Here is an 18,035-nt window from a genome sequence, read left to right as displayed (position 1 = left end):
ATCTAAGTTAAATTCCCTAGCATAGACAAGATCCGGATCGCTTCCATTTTTCTGATAGTGACGAGGGCTAATTTTAACTTTTTCTTGAGATCCTGACTTTTAAACTTTTCAAAATTTAAAGCTTTTGTTGTTTGTCTAAGTTGCCATTGACCGTAAGCAACGAAAACCGCTAGGATGACTAAAAGGCCAATGGTACTAATCATCCAAAATTGTCCACTGGAACCAGAAGAACCAGCAGGAGTAGTCACAGAAGAGTTAGAAGGAACTTCTGTGGTTTGTGCAAAGAGTGGTGGATGAGAAAACCATGGAGAAGACATATATGATGATTGGGGATGTTGTCTTGTATATTTTAAGAATTCCCAAAAGTGTAGGAAAATTATGCTTCTGGTGAGGAAAATTTTTTTAGACCTAAGCTTTGATGGAGAATTGAATGAGAAAGTTTTGTCTTTGTTGTTGTTTAGTTATTCTTATTAGTGTTTGGGGATGTCAGTCTTCAAACAACGCCAATGTAACTCAACCCAGTTCTGAACCTAATATTAGTCAAGAAACCATGAATAGTAACACCGAAGCACCTCAAGCAGTGATCGATGCTGTCTTTAATGATATCACTAAAAACAATACAGTTAACGCTGATGATTTACAGGTACAACAAACTGAGTCTCAGACTTGGCCGGATGGTTGTTTAGGATTAGCCAAACCAGATGAAATGTGTACTCAAGCATTAGTAGAGGGATGGCGTGTTACTGTAACTGATGGGGACACGACTTGGATTTATCGTACTGATCAAACGGGTCAAACGGTAAGAATAGAATCATAAAAAATTACCCAATTATATTGGTTTTTGCTATTTTTCTAGTTAGATTTGCTGTTTGAGAGTATGCCAGGGGTTGACTTTTGTCTAGAAAACTTTGGCATACTCTTTATAATTTGAGTCAACATTATACTTGATTCGGCAAAACTTAAATTCTGATAACTAATTAAAAAAAAAGAAGCTTAAATTATTAGGAATTCCTGAAATTATTCATACAAATAAGCAGTCACTGATAAGGTTAAAAGGATAGCATGATCAGGGTTGATGAAGCTTAAGTTATCTGCTTAAATTTTGGAATTTTTACCTTTATCGTAAGGAGCAAATATGGCAACATTATTAGAACAATTGAGAGAATTTACCATTGTTGTTGCTGATACAGGGGATATTCAAGCCATTGAAACCTTTACCCCCCGTGATGCTACAACCAATCCTTCTTTAATAACTGCAGCAGCCCAAATGCCACAATATCAATCGATTGTGGATGATACCCTCAAAACCGCTAGAAAAGAGTTAGGAAAAGATGTTGATGAGTCGGATGTGGTGACTTTAGCGTTTGATCGTTTAGCGGTAGCCTTTGGCTTAAAAATCCTTGAAATTATTCCTGGCCGAGTTTCAACGGAGGTGGATGCTCGTTTATCCTATGATACAGAAGGAACCTTAGAAAAAGCCCGTTATCTAATTTCTGAGTACGAAAAAGCTGGCGTTTCTCGCGATCGCATTTTAATTAAAATTGCTTCAACTTGGGAAGGCATTAAAGCAGCCGAAATCTTAGAAAAAGAAGGGATTCACTGTAACTTAACCTTACTCTTTGGAATGCACCAAGCTATTGCTTGTGCAGAGGCTAATGTTACTTTAATTTCTCCTTTTGTGGGTCGTATTTTAGACTGGTACAAGAAAGAAACAGGCAAAGAATATGCCTCTGCAGAAGATCCTGGTGTAATCTCCGTTACCAGTATTTACAACTATTACAAAAAATTCGGTTACAAAACCGAAGTTATGGGAGCAAGTTTCCGAAATATTGGAGAGATTTGTGAGTTAGCTGGCAGTGATTTATTAACGATTTCTCCCAAGTTATTAGATCAGTTAAATTCCACTGAAGAAACTTTACCTCGTAAGCTTGATCCTGAAGCTGCTGCTAAAATGGACATCGAAAAAATTGCTATGGATAAAGCAACTTTTGATAAGATGCACCAAGAGGATAAAATGGCTTATGACAAGCTGGATGAAGGCATCAATGGGTTTACTAAAGCTTTAGAAACCCTCGAAGAAATGCTCAAAGAACGTTTAACTCGCATCGAAGGAGAAACCAAAGTTAATAATGCTGCTGCCGATATTTTCCGTGTCTATGATTTAGATGGAGACGGCTTTATTACCCGTGAAGAATGGGCGGGAACCGATGTGGTTTTTGATGCTATTGATGTTAATCATGATGGTAAAATTACCCCTGAAGAAATGGCCGCTGGTTTAGGGGCAGCCATTCGTTTAGTTGAAGCTTAATCTCTTATTTTTGCTTCTAATTCATAGAAGGTGCGATACTTTGTAACGCACCTTTCTCCCGTGAGAATAACATAAAGATACTATTAAGAAAACATGGATAAAAATTTAGCAATTTCTCGTATTTTGGATGCTAATTTAGATCGAGCAAGGGAAGGTTTAAGAGTCGTTGAAGAATGGTGTCGGTTAGGATTAGAAAATAGTAATTGGGCAGAAAATTGTAAACAAATGCGTCAAGAAATTGCCCATTGGCATACATCAGAATTACGAATGTCTAGGGATACGCCTAATGATCCAGGAGTCCAATTATCCCATCCTCAAGAAGAAAAAAGAGAATCAATAAATCAACTTTTACAAGCTAATTTATGCCGAGTTCAAGAGGCATTGAGAGTATTAGAAGAATATGGCAAGCTTTATGATCCTAAAATGGGAAGTGCTTGTAAAAAAATTCGTTATCAAGTCTATACTTTAGAAAGTGAATTATTACAAACTGATCGTTATCAAAAGTTAAAACGAGCTTCTTTATATTTAGTCACCTCTTCAACAGAAAATTTATTAGCAATTGTAGAATCTGCTTTACAAGGAGGATTAACTTTAGTTCAATATCGGGAGAAAAAGATAGATGATATTATGCGCTTCAATATGGCTCAAAAATTATGTGAATTATGTCATAAATATGACGCTTTGTTTATCGTTAATGATCGGGTTGATATCGCTTTAGGCGTTGATGCAGATGGGATTCATTTAGGACAACAAGACATCCCGATCGCCCTAGCAAGACGTATATTAGGACCGAATAAAATCATCGGATGTTCGACTACAAATCCCCAAGAAATGGAAAAAGCGATCGCAGAAAAACCTGATTATATTGGAGTTGGTCCGGTGTATGCAACCCCCACCAAACCCGATAAAAAAGCAGCCGGTTTAGATTATGTGAAATATGCAGCTGAAACGTCTCCGATTCCTTGGTTTGCTATTGGTGGAATTGATGACAATAATGTTACTGAGGTGATGGCATCTGGTGGCACACAAGTGGCTCTTGTTCGTGCTATTATGGAAGCAGCTAATCCAAAAATAGCAACACAAGAATTATTGAAAAAATTAACAGTAAAATAATCAATGAATAGCACAGAAACTGTAAAATTACAAGTAAATGGGGAAGAAAAAACTTGTTTATCAGGACATAATTTACCTCAATTTTTAGAAGAAATGGGACTCAATCCTCGCTTAGTGGCAGTAGAATATAATGGAGAAATTTTGCATCGACAACATTGGGAAAATACTACCTTAAAAACAGGCGATCGCTTAGAGATTGTTACCATTGTCGGTGGTGGTTAGATAATCAATAAATTTTAAAATGGCTAATCAAACTTTAGGATTACATCCAGACTTATATCAATACTTTCAAGAAGTTTCTGTCAGAGAAGCAGAGGTATTAAAAGAGTTACGAGAAGAAACTAAAAAGCATCCCATGGCCAGAATGCAAATTGCACCAGAACAAGGTCAGTTTATGGCTTTATTAGTGCAGTTAATGAGAGCAAAAAAGACACTAGATATTGGTGTTTTTACGGGATATAGTTCCTTAGTGGTTGCCTTAGCATTACCATCCGATGGTCAAGTAATTGCCTGTGATGTTGATGAAGAAGTCACAAAAATAGCGCGACAATTTTGGAAAAAAGCACAGGTTGATCATAAAATTAATTTGCATCTTGCCCCGGCTTTAGAAACGTTAGATCAATTAATAGCTAAAGGAGAAAATAATACCTTTGATTTTGCCTTTATTGATGCAGATAAAAGTAATTATAATAATTATTATGAAAAAGCATTATGGTTAGTTAAACCAGGTGGATTAATTATCATTGACAACGTATTATGGGGAGGAAAAGTGGCTAATCCTGAAATTCAAGATAATCGTACCCAAAAAATACGCACTTTTAACAAAAAACTGCATCAAGATCCTAGAATTGCTTTAAGTTTAGTTCCTATTGCAGATGGTTTAACATTAGCTTTTAAAAAATAGGTTTAATTACTTAGCGATCGCTTACTAATATTCTTCATATTGTTCTTTGGTCATGTTATCACCTATCGCTAAAAAGAAAAAAGACGCAATATTCATACATTACGCCTCCGTAAACTAATCTGCAAACTAATTTTTTTGATTCCAAAACCGAAACCATTTTCGTAACCAAGTAAGTCATTCAAAGGGACCATCTATTTCCCCTAAATACACCAATAAATCAACCACAGAATTGATCTGATTTACGTCATTAATGGCACGAGGTTGATCACGGGGTTCACACACTGTTCCAATATCGAACCCAGAGGCAACCATGGACCCTAAAATAGTTTCTGCGACAATATAACCGCCCACATCTCCTAGTTGGGGTTCACTCGGATTAAGTTCTTGTGCCTCTCGTAAAATGTAATACCATAACGGGGTCAAAATTTCTAAACTAGGTTCAATGACGAGAACATCATCAGGAATACCCAATTGATTCCCAGGGACTATGGGAATGTTGCCATAAACCGATCGCAAAGCCACTGCCACTTCTTGGCCACTGGGTAAACCAAAATCAATTCCCCGTAAGATATTTCGTTCTGCTAAAGAGATAGGAGGTTCAGAAACAGCCGGACGAGGTAAACGGAAAACAGAAGCTGGTAAGAAAGTATCTAAGGGTAAACCATCATTGCCATCTGTCCCAAAAAATAGAGTCCAATCAATTTCATTATCTTCTGTAATGGCTTGTCCTCCTCGTAAATCACCATCTAAGTCGGTGGGTTGTTGTGGGAAGGTTTCAAACAAACGGATAGAAACATCAGGTTGGATCAAATAGCGATCGCGGAGTTGACTATGGCCTAAACGAAACGCAGCATGGGAAAATTCAACTGGCATAGCAATCACGGGTTCTTCTGATTCAATCGCTTGATTAACCCGACGATTCATTTGTTGATAGAAACTGGTTCCATTTCTGAGACTATTAATCACATTAGTAATCACATCTGCTTTGACAATGCGAGGCAGATAATCACATAAAACAATACGTCGATAAGCTTGTTGTACCTTTTGTTTCGTATCTTGAAAGCCATCACTCCCTAAAGGATGATTACCGACTTTAGCACGATGAATTTTATTGTGAAGACGCATGAAGAGAATATGCAACTGCACAATCACTTTATTTTCATCATTGCGAGGATCACTAATCAAACGACCATCTGCAAAGTCCACATTACGACTGATATCACGAGGTCCTTGACCATTGCGACGGGACTCTGATCCTAAAATAAAAAATCCGCCATTATCAAATAGAGCTGGGTTATCGGTTCCGAAGAGTCCATAAACCGAGTCAAGATCAAGTTTTCCCGTTCTGCCGTTCGCCGTGGTCGGATTTTCTTCGGGAGCCACCGTTTGTCTGACCCCAATGGTAGGATTTCGTTCTACAATTCGTAGAGCTTCATCTACTACCCGAAACTCTGTTAAATCATGATCAATAAATTGGCCTAAGAAGGTAAAACCTGCTTTAATGCCTGGTTTAGTGCCACTGGGAGAACCTTCTTGCATCGGTCCTAAAGCACCCGATAACAAAGAAATTCCATGAGCGTTATATTCGTGTTCTTCTTTGAGAAATAAACGAGAAAAAGGGGATTCATTCGCTCTTCCTTCAGGGGTTTTAGCACAAGTGCCAACAGTTCCATGTCCCATTGTCTTGATACTCCATTAAAAACGATTCGGTGCATTGATTGATTCTATTTTCAAGCTACATTAAATATAGCAATTAGGGATGATTTATCAGGATAAACTGTCCTATATCTCAATACAATAATTATAATTTAGTTTTACCAAATTGTTTCTAAATTTATTACAAAATCAGGTAATAGGTTTTCTCCTGATAAAGTTATCGGATTATCTAATATTGTTATCTCTTTACCTTGTTGATAAACTTTAACTTATTTATCCTAGAGATTAATTAGCTAGCCTAATTTTGTACCATTTTCTAGATACTCTTTCATTTTGTTTTATAACGTCTTTAAGCTATTACTTGGAGAACTTAATTCAATAACGTTAAGGAGTTTTATCCCCGATGCCAACTGGTAAGACCTCCAGGTTGATCCACCAAGATAATACCTTGTTCTTTTAATTCATCTCGAATGCGATCGCTTTCGGCAAAGTTCTTATTTTTCCTGGCTTCTTTTCGTTGTTCAATTAATGTTTCAATTGCTGTATCATTTAATCCGTCACTCGGTTCAGATTGCAATTGATTTCTATCAGCTTCTAACCCCAAAACACTAGCTAAAGTTCTTAAAGTGTACCATTGTTTTTCTAAAATTTCTGAGTTAGTTTCTGTATTGCCTTGATGCACTAATAAATTACCTTCTTTGCGTAATTCTTTAGCTATTTCAAACAAAACGGCTAACCCACCAGCAAAGTTAAAATCATCGTCAACTGCATTATTAAACCGTTTTACAAACTTAGGTAATAACTCAAGCATATCTCCCTTAAAGCCTAACGTCGTGCCATGTTGAAAGCCAAATAATAACCCTTCTGATAACGTCTGCCAGCCATTAGTAGCTGCTGCAAGGGCTTCATCGGTAAAATCGACGGGTTTACGATAATGTGCCTGTAAAATAAATAATCTCACGGCCATGGGGTCAATTTTCTCTAATAATTCCCGAATCGTTGTAAAATTCCCCAAAGACTTCGACATTTTTTCCCCACCCACCTTAACCATGCCATTATGTAACCAATATCTGGCTAAAGGTTGACCGGTTGCTGCTTCTGACTGGGCTATCTCATTTTCGTGATGAGGAAAAATCAAGTCGCTGCCACCGACATGAATATCAATCGTTTCTCCCAGTCTCTCTCGTACCATAGCAGAACATTCAATATGCCATCCTGGCCGACCTTTTCCCCAAGGAGAGTCCCAAGCGGGTTCTCCTGGTTTAGCAGATTTCCACACGGCAAAATCGGCCGGATCTTTTTTCTTACTGGCTTCAGAATCTTCTAAATTTACTCTACCACTAGCCCCTGCTTGTAAGTCTTCTAATTTACGACCAGAGAGTTTACCATAAGGTTTAAACTGATGCACATTGTAATAAACATCACCGTTTGAAGCATAAGCATATCCCTTAGCTTCTAACTCTGAGACTAACCGTTGAATACCATTGAGGGTGTGAGTCGCGCGAGGGTAAGCGTCTGCTTTTTGCACTCCCAGGCGTTCCATATCTTCAAAATACGCCTCGATAAACCGTTCTGAAACGGCTTCCATGGTTGTCTTTTCTTTTCTAGCGCGGTTTAGTATTTTATCGTCAATATCGGTAAAGTTCTGAATATAGGTGACATTATAGCCATGCCATTGTAAATAACGTCGTACTACATCCCAAATAATACAAGTTCTCGCATGACCTAAATGACAATAATCGTACACCGTAATACCACAGCAATACATCTTTACTTTGCCTTCTTCTATAGTAGTAAAGGGTTCTTTTTTGCGAGTTAAGGTGTTGTATACAGTTAATGTCATAATTCAGTTATCAGTTATCATTTGTCAGTCACTTTTACTGAGTTTGTCGAAGTATCAGTTTTTTATTATTACTGATTACTGCCTACAATAAGGTTGCATAACGGTCGTCTTTTTTGTATCTTAGGCGATCACTTAACAGTTTCTTGATTATCGTAACAATATTTTGAGAATTGATAAAATAAAATTCAGAATACCCCACTGATAACTAATAACTAAACACTGTTTTAACTTTCTGTTTCTAGTACCGTTAAGATTTTATCTTCGAGGGCAGTTAAAAAGGGACGATCAATTTGTCCTAATCCTTCTAAAAACTTTTTGATAGAATCTTCTAATTGATTTTGAGTAATTTGTTCAAGGCGATCGCTTATTTTTTTCATTTCTTGTTGTTGTTTCGATGAATAATAAACATCTTTTAAGTTCTCAATCTTAACTTGAATAGTTCCGTCCCAAGTTTTTACTAAACAGGAGAAATTTAAAACTTCTTCAATAATACACCATTGACCGCTTCTTCCTTTAAGATCAGGATTTTTTTTCACAACAATTTGGGCAACTTCTCCCACTCGCCAAGGATTAGGCACTGGACGACGCTCCCTAATTTCATCAATAACACTTATTTTTTGTTTATTTTTGCTTCTGGTTTTAACTGTTTTATTAATAATATTATTTCGATTTCTTTTTTGTCTGTTACTTTTGAATCTTTCGAGAGAATTTATAGAGTTACTCATTCCTGATAATCTTTACAATTTAATGATTTTGCACAAGATAAGAAAAGAACTTATGCTTTCTTAAGTTTTTTGACTGGCTTAAAGGCCGTGAATCTGTTTCTAGACATTTTTATTGTTTTAGGACTTACTACTTTAGCTCATTGTAACATAAAAATCAAGAGGTTGATTTTGTAAAATTAAGGACAAAATAGCGTTTATTTTCCCCAAGTTGATTAATATTTTAATAGGGAAAATAACTGAACCTATGATTTTAAAATCCTTTGAACAAGAATCAATGATTTTGTGTATTGTTGAAAAAGCTGTGGAAAATAACCATCAACATGGGGAAATCTGCCAACAATAAAAAATTTTTCTTTGTGTAACAATCAATCACAAAAAATAGAGATAAATAACGAGTCAGTTTAAATAGAGTTAAAAATTAAAATAATGAATTAGAGTAACTTTCCAAAAATACTAAAATATGACAAAATAACTGATAGAGATTAATGATTAATTCTAGCTACTATTATGAATACAATTTATCCCGTTGTTTGGTCTAATAATAAAGTTTTATTGATCGATCAAACTGCTTTACCCAGTCGATACACTTTAGTAGAAATTAGTCGCTATGAAGACATGGCAAAAGCGATTAAAACTATGATTGTTCGAGGTGCGCCTGCCATTGGAGTCGCAGCAGCTTATGGTATGTATTTAGGGGCAAGAGATATTCAAACAAAAGAGAGAGAAATCTTCTTGAAACAGTTAGAAAAAGTGGCTGAAATATTACGTCAAACTCGTCCCACTGCGGTTAATCTTTTTTGGGCAATTTCTCGAATGTTAAAAACAGCTTATGAAAGCATTGGTACGGTAGAAGAAATTAAACAAATTTTATTACAAACAGCGCAACAAATTCAAGAAGAAGATGTAAAAACTTGTCAAGCGATCGGTCAAAATAGTTTATCAATATTACCAAAAAAAACAGAAAAATTAACAATATTAACTCATTGTAACGCAGGGGCATTAGCGACAGCAGGTTATGGTACAGCATTGGGAGTTATTCGTGCTGCATGGACAGAGGGAAGATTAAAAAGGGTGTTTGCTGATGAAACTAGACCTCGTTTACAAGGGGCAAAATTAACGGCTTGGGAATGTGTTCAAGAAAAAATTCCTGTTACTGTAATTAGCGATAATATGGCAGCCCATTGTATGCAAAAAAGACTAATTGATATGGTAGTTGTGGGAGCTGATAGGATCGCTGCTAATGGAGATACTGCTAATAAAATAGGCACTTATGGATTAGCCGTTATTGCCAAAATGCACAACGTTCCTTTTTATGTTGCTGCGCCCCTTTCTACGGTAGATTTTAATTTAGAAACAGGAGATTTAATTCCCATCGAAGAACGAGATCCTTCGGAACTTTATCAAATTGGAACGACGATTATTTATCCCGATGGAGTTGACTATTATAACCCTGCTTTTGATGTCACTCCAGCTCATTTAATTACAGGAATTATTACTGAACAAAAAACAGTCAAACCTGAAGAGTTGATCACTTTAAAATCAGATTTATCTTATCATTAGAAAACAAAAAATAATTTGACTTATAACAATGATAATAACAACTCGCAAACAATTCACAATTGAAGAATATCACCGTCTCATTGAATTAGGATTTTTCACGGCGGATGAACGTTTAGAATTAATTCGAGGGGATATTATTACGATGTCACCGAAAAGAACTGCTCATTCGGTTTGTAATTCCTTATTATTTGGAGAATTATATGTTTTACTGAAAGATAAAGCCGTTGTTAGGGGACAAGAACCCATTCTTATTCCTCCTAATAGCGAACCAGAACCAGATGTTGTTATTGCTCAAAAGAGAGAAGATAATTATTTATCATCTCATCCTTTTCCGTCTGAGATTTTATTACTAATCGAAATTGCAGATTCTACTTTAATATTTGATCGAGATGTTAAATTACCACTTTATGCTGAAGCCGGAATTATGGACTTTTGGATAGTTAACCTCAGAGATAAACAACTAGAAACCTATACTCAACCTTATCAACTATCAAAGGGAAAATATAATTATCGATCGCAACAAATTTATTTACCTGATGACATTATTAATATTCCTCATTTTACTAATATTTCCTTTGTTTTAAAGCCTTTTTTTATGTAGCACTATAATGAGTGTACTTTATCCTATTCTAAATATTTTGATTAATGTACTTTTTCCGGTTTGAAAACTTTAACTAAAAATGGTAAAAAAAAATTCTAACTCTAACCAAAACGGTAGATTTTAGTTTAGAAGCAGGAGATTGAATTCCCATCGAAGAACGAGATCCCTCCGAACTTTATCAAATCGGAACGACGATTATTATAACCTCGCCTTCGATGTTACTCCTGCTCATTTAATTACAGGGATTATTACAGAAGAAAGAACCTTAAATCCCTAAAAATAATATGACATTAGTATTCTTCTTTGGCTGAAGGATAAACATCACTAGCAACTAAGACAGGTTTTTCTTGAAATTCTGCTTCTATTTCTTGTTGTAAATCTAAATCCCAGGTCAAGTCGTAATCTCGCTCAAATTCACTGGTAATATAAGGGCGCAACACACCAGTTACAGTAACATATCGGTCTTCTGGCTCATTTTCAGTCATCAGTTCAGAGTTTGGCGTAACACCAACCACTAATAGTTCACCATCGCTAAACCAACCTTCTTCTCCTACCGTATAAGCACTAGGAGAATAAACCTCAGCTACTTCGGCTTCTACGGCAACAACTCGATTGTAATAAGCTTCTGGGTTCTCTGCCAACTCTTCAGGATCAGGGGCTAATGCGATAGACTGGGCAATAATAGCAGGTTGCTGTTCATACTCAGCATAAAGATTAGGATCTAAGCCAATACCATACTCTCTCTCAATATCAGCAATGACAAATTGTGCTACTTCTCCAGTGACTTGTATGGGAACATCTTCTGCCTCAGAGAGACTCATTGGTGTACCAGTGGCATCAATAATTAAAATTTCTTCTCCACCAAAAAACTCATTAGACTCGACTACATAACCCTCATTTCCGAGTTTTTCTTCTATTTCACTTCTGATAGTAACCGTTTGTCCGATCAGTTGTTCAGTTTCTTCTACAACTGCTTCGCTTGTCACATTATTGGGTGCGGTGGTTTCGGGTTGAGTACATCCAGACACAACCATTATAGAAGAAGACAAAGCGATCGCACCTAGACAAGCTGCAGTTTTTCTTGTCCATTGAAAACTATGATAATTTTGTTTAAACATATAATTTTTTTCCTGTTCAATAGCAAAAATTGCGTGATTTTTGATTATTCTGTGTTTTAATATAATAATTTTTCGATTACATTATATCTATCTAGAGAATTAGTTTTGTGAGGAGAAAACAATCAACTTTAGACATAAATTTTCTTATATTAAACTTATATTAAATAGGAAATCGTTTTAATAAAACGATCGCTTCTTTAGCAGTGCCGGCCAAATAATTAGAGATGCCAGGAGTTTGGGGAATTTGCCAAAGTAGATCAATAGTACGCCTTAGCAAACGGACTAAATCTCCTTCGTCTAAACTGGTATTTTCACACAGTTCTTGCCAGTCTCCTCCTAACGCCCATTGTTCGACTAAGCCAATTAATTCTAACTCTAACCAAACAGGAATGGTAATTTGATAACGTCGTTGGGTTTGGTTCAATAAACGACGCATTTCGCCAATGCTTACCCCTTGTTCTGGGGACTCTCTAAATAACTTTAAGACTTCTGGAGAGGGTAAATAATTAGTCCAAGTATCGGGCCTTAGGGTTTCGGTAATAATGGCACTGACGGCGGCCGCTAATTGATGGGGTTCTAAATGATTTAAAATTCCTGACATAAAGACTAATCCTAACCATAACTCATTTTCTCCGCGCATAGTTGCAGCTGCTTTGCCGAGGTTGGTAGGAGTGTAATGATCTAGGGCATTAAATTCTCGTAAAATCTCAATTAAATTCAGAAATTCTTGCCAATAATAAGATTGATTGGATTGTAATTTTTGAAATTTAATTTGTCGGTTATGGAGTTGTTCGCGTAATTCTAAGCGTCGATGATGGGACTTCAATAACCGTTTAAAATCTCTACCTTTAGTGAGAGGATGATTGTTTAATAAGTCTTGGACTTGATCAATTCGTTTTTGTTGTTCTATGACTTCTGGGGGAGTAATTCTTCCAAAGGCGCGATCACTAATTTGTTTGGTAATTTCTTTGGAGGTTTCATCTCCTTTTGGCCCTCTTCCTAGGGATAATCTTCTTAAGTCAGGTAAGACTAAAGGATCAATGAGAGACAGGGGTAAAGAAGCTCCATAAAAATCAACAATATCCCCTCGTTTTACTAAATACCAGTAGTTATTATCTCCTAAACAAAGCAAGTCAAAACTTTGTCCTGATCCCGGAACCATCGCTACAATAACCGCTAATTGAGGAGTTGAGGTTCTTAAGCGTTTGCCTTTTAAATAAACTAAGTCTCCTATATTTAACTGACCTAGCTGACCTGAAATTTCTTTTTTGCGCTTTTCTTCTGCTTGATCTTCAAGAATCTTGAGGAGTCTTTTTTCTTCTTTTAAACGAGCGTTTAATTTTTCGTATTCTATGATATCTTTTTCTTGTAGTCCTCCTAATTCGATGTCGAGTTTAGCTAATTCTGTACTTAAATTAGCGATCGCTTGTTGTTCGGGTTCTAGTTTTAATTGAGCTAAATATTCGGCGAAACTTCTTTCTAGAAGGTCTTTCGCTTCTTTGATGGTGTGTTTTTGTAGAAGGTTTAACACCATGCCATAGGAGGGGGTAAAACAACTTCTGAGGGGTTCTGACTCTGCGGTGGCTAAGTAGGCGGCCTCTGTTGCCCCTTCAAAGGGGGTTTGAATGGCGACGACGTGACCTACCTCATCCATGCCTCTTCGTCCTGCCCGACCGGCAATTTGCAGGAATTCTGAGGGAGTTAACATACTGTGTCCAGTGTCGTTTCGTTTGGACAGGGCTGAGATTACGGTAGTTCGGGCTGGCATATTGATGCCGGCCGACAGGGTAGCGGTGGCAAAGACCACTTTAACTAACCCAACTTCAAAGAGTTGTTCGACTAATTCTTTCCATAGGGGTAAAATCCCTGCATGGTGGGCTGCAATGCCTCTGGTTAGGGGTTCAAGTTGTTCGCCTCTGACTAACTGGCAGAGATCGGCTAAAATCCCAAATAAGTGTATTTTACTGTCTTCATCTTCTGCTAGATAAGGAAATAAACGGGACTGGGCTGAAAGGGTGTTGAGAAAATCTTTTAAGGGGTCGTGTAATGGGGGATTTTCTGTGGCGACTGCTTTGAGGAGGGTTTCTTGTAGGTTGGGGTTTTCGGCTAAAAAGAAGGTGAGGAGATTATATTGTAGGGCGTGTGCCTCTTCAGGAGAGACTAAAACCACGCCTTCTAGTTTTTGTACAGCGCGATCGCATTCTCGACGGCTAAAGATGACGTAAATGGCGGGTAAGAGGTCTTTTTCGTAGAGTTGTGTGACCACCATCATTGGGGTGGGACATTCACTCCGTTTGATGCGTCTGCGTTTTTTGCGGTTGCCTTTGGGTTTGAGACGAGGGTTAAGGGCTGTTTGTTGTTGATTGAGGAGGGGGTAGAGGCCGTTTTTTTGACTGAAGTAGAAGCGAAGGGGAACGGGGCGAAAATCGGAATTAATCAGTTCACATAAACTGATAGCGGTTTCTTCTGCCTCAACGTGGGGGGCGGTTTTTCGTACTTCATTGATCCAGTCCGTTAATTCTTCTGGGTTGCCGATGGTTGCAGAGAGGGCAACTAATTGAATGGTGGGGGGACAATAAATAATGGATTCTTCCCATACTGTACCCCGTCCGCGATTACTAATATAATGACATTCGTCTAATATTACGGTGGCCACGTTTTCTAAAGAAGTTCCTACTTGACCAATGGGGGTCTCATAGAGCATATTGCGAAAAATTTCTGTGGTCATAATTACAATGTCCGCGTTGGGATTGATGACCATATCCCCTGTGATTAATCCGACTTTGTCTTCTTCAATTCCTTCTTCTGTGGTGGCAAATTTTTCCTGGAAGTCACGAAATTTTTGATTTGATAGAGCTTTGAGGGGGGTGGTATAAAAAACCCGTTTACTTAAATGTAAAGCCCGATACGTGGCAAATTCTCCAATTACTGTCTTTCCTGAACCAGTTGGAGCGCAGACTACGACAGATTTTCCTTTATTTAACGCTGCAATCGCTTCTACTTGAAAGCGGTCAAGTTGAAAAGGGAATAGGTCTTGAATATTTAGTTCATCAGAGGTTAATGATTGTTTCACTCAAAGTCACACATTAAGCTATCAAAGGTTATGCCTTATTTCTATTTTAAAGGAAAAAGCTACCGATTACTAACTGTTGAATTTATTCTCTTTTTCCTGTTCCACTATTTAGTTGGGACATTAATGATAACAATTTTTTAGTTAGTACAGGGTGATAACTTGCAAAAAAATTAATTTTCCTTTACAATTAGAGTATAGATAAGTCCTATCAATACTGAGTGACATTGTGCTAAGAAAAGAAGAAATTGCGATTGAGATTTAGGTGATAATTGTCCGCGTATATTTCCATCACTGTACCTGTAAACACGAATAATTAAGAGTTAACTAAAAATGCCAACCAAGAAAAAAGTTGATACCGTCCGTCATTACCTTCAGTCTATTGGTAAAACTCCCTTACTCTCTGGGGCTGAAGAAATTAAACTAGCCGAAGAAATTCAGGCAATGTTACCTCTATTAGAAAAAGAAGAGTTAAACAAAGAAGAAAAGAAAATTGTCGTAATAGGGCAAAGAGCTAGGGATAAAATGATCCAGGCAAATTTACGTCTGGTGGTATCCATCGCTAAGAAATACCTAAATTCTGGCCTATCTTTATTAGATTTAATTCAAGAAGGAAGCTTAGGATTAATTCGCGGGGTAGAGAAGTTTGATCCCTCTCGTGGTTATAAGTTTTCTACCTATGCCTATTGGTGGATACGACAAGGAATAACAAGGGCGATCGCAGAACAAAGTCGTACCATTCGTTTACCCATTCATATTAATGAAAACCTCAATAAATATCGCAAATCTATCCGAGAGTTAACTTTGAAATTGGGTAGAAAACCCACTCAGCAAGAGATTGCTGAAAACATGGATATCACTGTTGATAAATTACGATTTTTACAGCAAGCAGCGTTCAAAACAAAGTCTCGAAGTTTGAATATTGTTATCGATGAAAATAACACAGAGTTAGGGCAATTATTACCTGATGAAGAGGGAGTTTCTCCGAGTGATTTTGTGAAACAACAAGAGAAAATTTCTCAAATTAACCGTATGTTAGAGAATTTATCTCCTCGACAAAAGGAAGTGATTATTCTACGTTTTGGTTTGCGAGATGGTAAACAACTAAGTTACAAAGCCATTGGTGAACAATGTGGTATTAGTCATGAAAGAGCCCGTCAAATTTATAGTCGTGCGTTAAGAATTTTACGTAAACAAAGTAGTCATGTTGAAAGACTAGCGGGTTAAGAATTAAAATGTCTGAAGGTCATTTCAGGGAGAGAAATAATTAATATGATATAATCCATCAAGGTTATTTTCTCCCTAGACATTCCCTATGGTTTTCCTTCCCTTTGAAGCCCAAAGATTAACAGAAAAAACATCCCTTGATATCGTTAATTCTATTCAATTTGAAGATATTCAAACACCTTTATCTAGTCAATCTATTACCACCAGTTATGTGTGTAAAGGAGAAGAAAATACACCCATATTACTAATTCATGGGTTTGATAGTTCTTTATTAGAATATCGTCGTCTCTTGCCTATTTTATCGCAACATCATCAAACTTGGGCAATTGACTTATTGGGGTTTGGTTTTACGAAGAGAAATAGTGACTTATTATTTAGTGCTGAGAATATCAAAACTCATTTATACTATACGTGGAAAATTTTAATTGAGCAACCTATTATTTTGGTTGGTGCTTCTATGGGAGGTGCAACCGCTATTGATTTTACGTTAACCTACCCGGAAGCTGTTAAAAAATTAGTGTTAATAGATAGTGCTGGTTTAGCTGCACCACCAAAGATAGGAAAATTTATGTTTCCTCCTCTAGACTATTTATCAACGGCATTTTTACGCAATCTTACAGTGAGACAAAAGATTAGTGAATCTGCTTATTATGATAAAAGCTTTGCTAGCAAAGATGCTCAACTTTGTGCTGCTTTACATCTTAACTGTGAGAGATGGAGTCAAGGATTAATTTCGTTTACTAAAAGTGGAGGTTATGGTTCTTTTAAGCAAGAACTTGTTAATCTTCAACACGAAACGACTATTATCTGGGGAGAGAATGACAAAATTTTAGGAACAAAAGATGCCGATAAGTTTAAAGCATTGATTCCTAACAGTAAATTAATTTGGATTCCAAAATGTGGCCATGTTCCCCATTTAGAAAAAGCACAATTGACAGCAGAAGCAATCCTTAATTAGTAAAGAAAAATCTTATTTAAAGAAATTCATTAATTCAGCTTCTAATCACTTTTAAAAATTAATATGATAATTTTCTCTGTCTTATGACTTTATTTAAGCATTTTTTTGTAATGTTTAAATGATATCTATTGATACGGAATCGTAGAAACCTAGCTTATAGTATGGAGTTGAGGAAACTTATAGATAATTTTTTTCGTCTGGCACACTTAGTTTAAAATTTTATGTTAAAATTTGTAACGGATGAGGAACTAACACTAAAGCAAGGGAGAAACTAGAACTATAGACGAAAATTGGACTTATCCTGAAAATACGATATCCATTTACTAAATTTTTGGGGGTCAACCCATGGAAAGCTCGTTAACAATTTTAAAATATTTTTTAGTTATCCTAGACTTTGTAGAATTTTTAGCCACACCTTTTGGACTCAGTGCAGCTATTATTCTATTATTGTGGAGTCGTTTTGTCTTGTTAGGGTAGGGTTTCCATGACTACGCTACGTTCGCCAAGCATTAAAACGTTATATAAGCAAGGTTGAGCAGGATGAATAAGTCACTGATTTGATTGAAATGAAACTAGACTTTTCCCAAGGTAAATGGATGGGTTTATATCTATGAAAAGGTAAAATCCTCACCCCAAAAAGAAGGTTAGTTTATTTAGGTTATTTTGCCATAAGAAACCGAATGATGGAAACGTTTAACCCCTTTTCCTTTTTTAGTTTCATCATTAAGGAGAACAGGGAGCAGTGCTTTATAAGCGATGACTACTTCTCTTAGTCTGGTTTCAGTCATTGATAAATTTTTTTATTAGAGAGCATTCATAAAGTAAATATAAAAAAGACGCTAGAAAACGAATAAAGATAGTGAAATAAAGTTATCAAACCGCTTTTGCTTTATTTGAATGCCAAGAAAACCCTATAAAAGTGATTTAACAGATGCTGAATGGATGATCGTGA

Annotated in this window: 17 protein-coding genes and 1 pseudogene; 11 read left to right on the top strand and 7 right to left on the bottom strand. The window is 36.6% G+C overall.

Annotation, left to right across the window (positions count from 1 at the left end):
- Positions 1-2 precede the first annotated feature (2 nt).
- A complete protein-coding gene (locus tag CY0110_RS31050; RefSeq protein WP_008277461.1) occupies positions 3-317 on the bottom strand; it encodes a hypothetical protein in 315 nt (104 codons plus the stop codon).
- Between the two features lie 113 nt (positions 318-430).
- Between CY0110_RS31050 and CY0110_RS20490 the strand changes: the two genes are divergently transcribed.
- The 5 genes from CY0110_RS20490 to CY0110_RS20470 all read left to right on the top strand — a co-directional run bounded on the left by CY0110_RS20490 (position 431) and on the right by CY0110_RS20470 (position 4,325).
- Positions 431-817 (top strand): hypothetical protein, encoded by a 387-nt coding sequence (locus CY0110_RS20490; protein WP_008277460.1) that lies wholly within the window; start codon positions 431-433, stop codon positions 815-817.
- Between the two features lie 318 nt (positions 818-1,135).
- On the top strand, positions 1,136-2,308 hold the full coding sequence (locus tag CY0110_RS20485; protein WP_008277459.1) for a transaldolase: 1,173 nt from the start codon (positions 1,136-1,138) through the stop codon (positions 2,306-2,308).
- Between the two features lie 93 nt (positions 2,309-2,401).
- Positions 2,402-3,421, top strand: a complete 1,020-nt coding sequence (locus CY0110_RS20480; RefSeq protein ID WP_008277458.1) for a thiamine phosphate synthase — start codon at positions 2,402-2,404, stop codon at positions 3,419-3,421.
- A gap of 3 nt (positions 3,422-3,424) precedes the next feature.
- A complete protein-coding gene (thiS, locus tag CY0110_RS20475; RefSeq protein ID WP_008277457.1) occupies positions 3,425-3,643 on the top strand; it encodes a sulfur carrier protein ThiS in 219 nt (72 codons plus the stop codon).
- 19 nt (positions 3,644-3,662) lie between these two features.
- The gene (locus CY0110_RS20470) at positions 3,663-4,325 is read left to right on the top strand and encodes a class I SAM-dependent methyltransferase (protein ID WP_008277456.1); all 663 of its coding nucleotides are present in this window, start codon (positions 3,663-3,665) and stop codon (positions 4,323-4,325) included.
- A 174-nt stretch (positions 4,326-4,499) separates the two neighbouring features.
- Here the strand turns inward: CY0110_RS20470 and CY0110_RS20465 are convergent, their stop codons facing one another.
- From CY0110_RS20465 to CY0110_RS20455, 3 genes are all read right to left on the bottom strand, one after another.
- Positions 4,500-6,005: a peroxidase family protein gene (locus CY0110_RS20465; RefSeq protein WP_008277455.1), complete on the bottom strand. Its 1,506-nt coding sequence runs from the start codon at positions 6,003-6,005 to the stop codon at positions 4,500-4,502.
- A gap of 370 nt (positions 6,006-6,375) precedes the next feature.
- Entirely contained in the window at positions 6,376-7,824 is a 1,449-nt protein-coding gene (gene cysS / locus CY0110_RS20460) for a cysteine--tRNA ligase (protein WP_008277454.1), read from the bottom strand.
- Between the two features lie 224 nt (positions 7,825-8,048).
- Complete coding sequence (locus CY0110_RS20455) at positions 8,049-8,549, bottom strand: hypothetical protein (protein WP_008277453.1); 501 nt, start codon at positions 8,547-8,549, stop codon at positions 8,049-8,051.
- Positions 8,550-9,056: 507 nt separating this feature from the next.
- On the opposite strand from CY0110_RS20455, the gene mtnA reads away from it, so the two are divergent.
- The 3 genes and pseudogenes from mtnA to CY0110_RS30060 form a co-directional block, all read left to right on the top strand.
- Positions 9,057-10,109 (top strand): S-methyl-5-thioribose-1-phosphate isomerase, encoded by a 1,053-nt coding sequence (gene mtnA, locus CY0110_RS20450; RefSeq protein ID WP_008277451.1) that lies wholly within the window; start codon positions 9,057-9,059, stop codon positions 10,107-10,109.
- 28 nt (positions 10,110-10,137) lie between these two features.
- The gene (locus CY0110_RS20445; RefSeq protein WP_008277450.1) at positions 10,138-10,710 is read left to right on the top strand and encodes a Uma2 family endonuclease; all 573 of its coding nucleotides are present in this window, start codon (positions 10,138-10,140) and stop codon (positions 10,708-10,710) included.
- Between the two features lie 110 nt (positions 10,711-10,820).
- Positions 10,821-10,987, top strand: a pseudogene (locus tag CY0110_RS30060) (S-methyl-5-thioribose-1-phosphate isomerase); the annotation flags it as partial.
- A gap of 13 nt (positions 10,988-11,000) precedes the next feature.
- Here the strand turns inward: CY0110_RS30060 and CY0110_RS20440 are convergent.
- A complete protein-coding gene (locus CY0110_RS20440) occupies positions 11,001-11,828 on the bottom strand; it encodes a hypothetical protein (RefSeq protein WP_008277449.1) in 828 nt (275 codons plus the stop codon).
- 160 nt (positions 11,829-11,988) lie between these two features.
- Positions 11,989-14,901: a DEAD/DEAH box helicase gene (locus CY0110_RS20435; RefSeq protein ID WP_008277448.1), complete on the bottom strand. Its 2,913-nt coding sequence runs from the start codon at positions 14,899-14,901 to the stop codon at positions 11,989-11,991.
- A 330-nt stretch (positions 14,902-15,231) separates the two neighbouring features.
- Between CY0110_RS20435 and CY0110_RS20430 the strand changes: the two genes are divergently transcribed.
- The 3 genes from CY0110_RS20430 (at position 15,232) to CY0110_RS31460 (ending at position 17,560) form a co-directional block, all read left to right on the top strand.
- Positions 15,232-16,125 carry a sigma-70 family RNA polymerase sigma factor gene (locus CY0110_RS20430; protein ID WP_008277447.1) on the top strand — a complete coding sequence of 298 codons (894 nt, stop codon included), beginning with the start codon at positions 15,232-15,234 and terminating at the stop codon, positions 16,123-16,125.
- A gap of 88 nt (positions 16,126-16,213) precedes the next feature.
- Complete coding sequence (locus CY0110_RS20425; RefSeq protein ID WP_008277446.1) at positions 16,214-17,083, top strand: alpha/beta fold hydrolase; 870 nt, start codon at positions 16,214-16,216, stop codon at positions 17,081-17,083.
- Between the two features lie 345 nt (positions 17,084-17,428).
- Positions 17,429-17,560, top strand: a complete 132-nt coding sequence (locus tag CY0110_RS31460; protein ID WP_008277445.1) for a hypothetical protein — start codon at positions 17,429-17,431, stop codon at positions 17,558-17,560.
- 176 nt (positions 17,561-17,736) lie between these two features.
- Here the strand turns inward: CY0110_RS31460 and CY0110_RS31455 are convergent, their stop codons facing one another.
- Positions 17,737-17,871: a hypothetical protein gene (locus CY0110_RS31455; protein ID WP_008277444.1), complete on the bottom strand. Its 135-nt coding sequence runs from the start codon at positions 17,869-17,871 to the stop codon at positions 17,737-17,739.
- Between the last annotated feature and the right edge of the window lie 164 nt (positions 17,872-18,035).

This window comes from Crocosphaera chwakensis CCY0110 (assembly GCF_000169335.1).
Classification (GTDB): domain Bacteria; phylum Cyanobacteriota; class Cyanobacteriia; order Cyanobacteriales; family Microcystaceae; genus Crocosphaera; species Crocosphaera chwakensis.
Note: the sequence above shows the minus strand (reverse complement) of the source record. Positions and strands in the feature narration are given on the sequence as shown.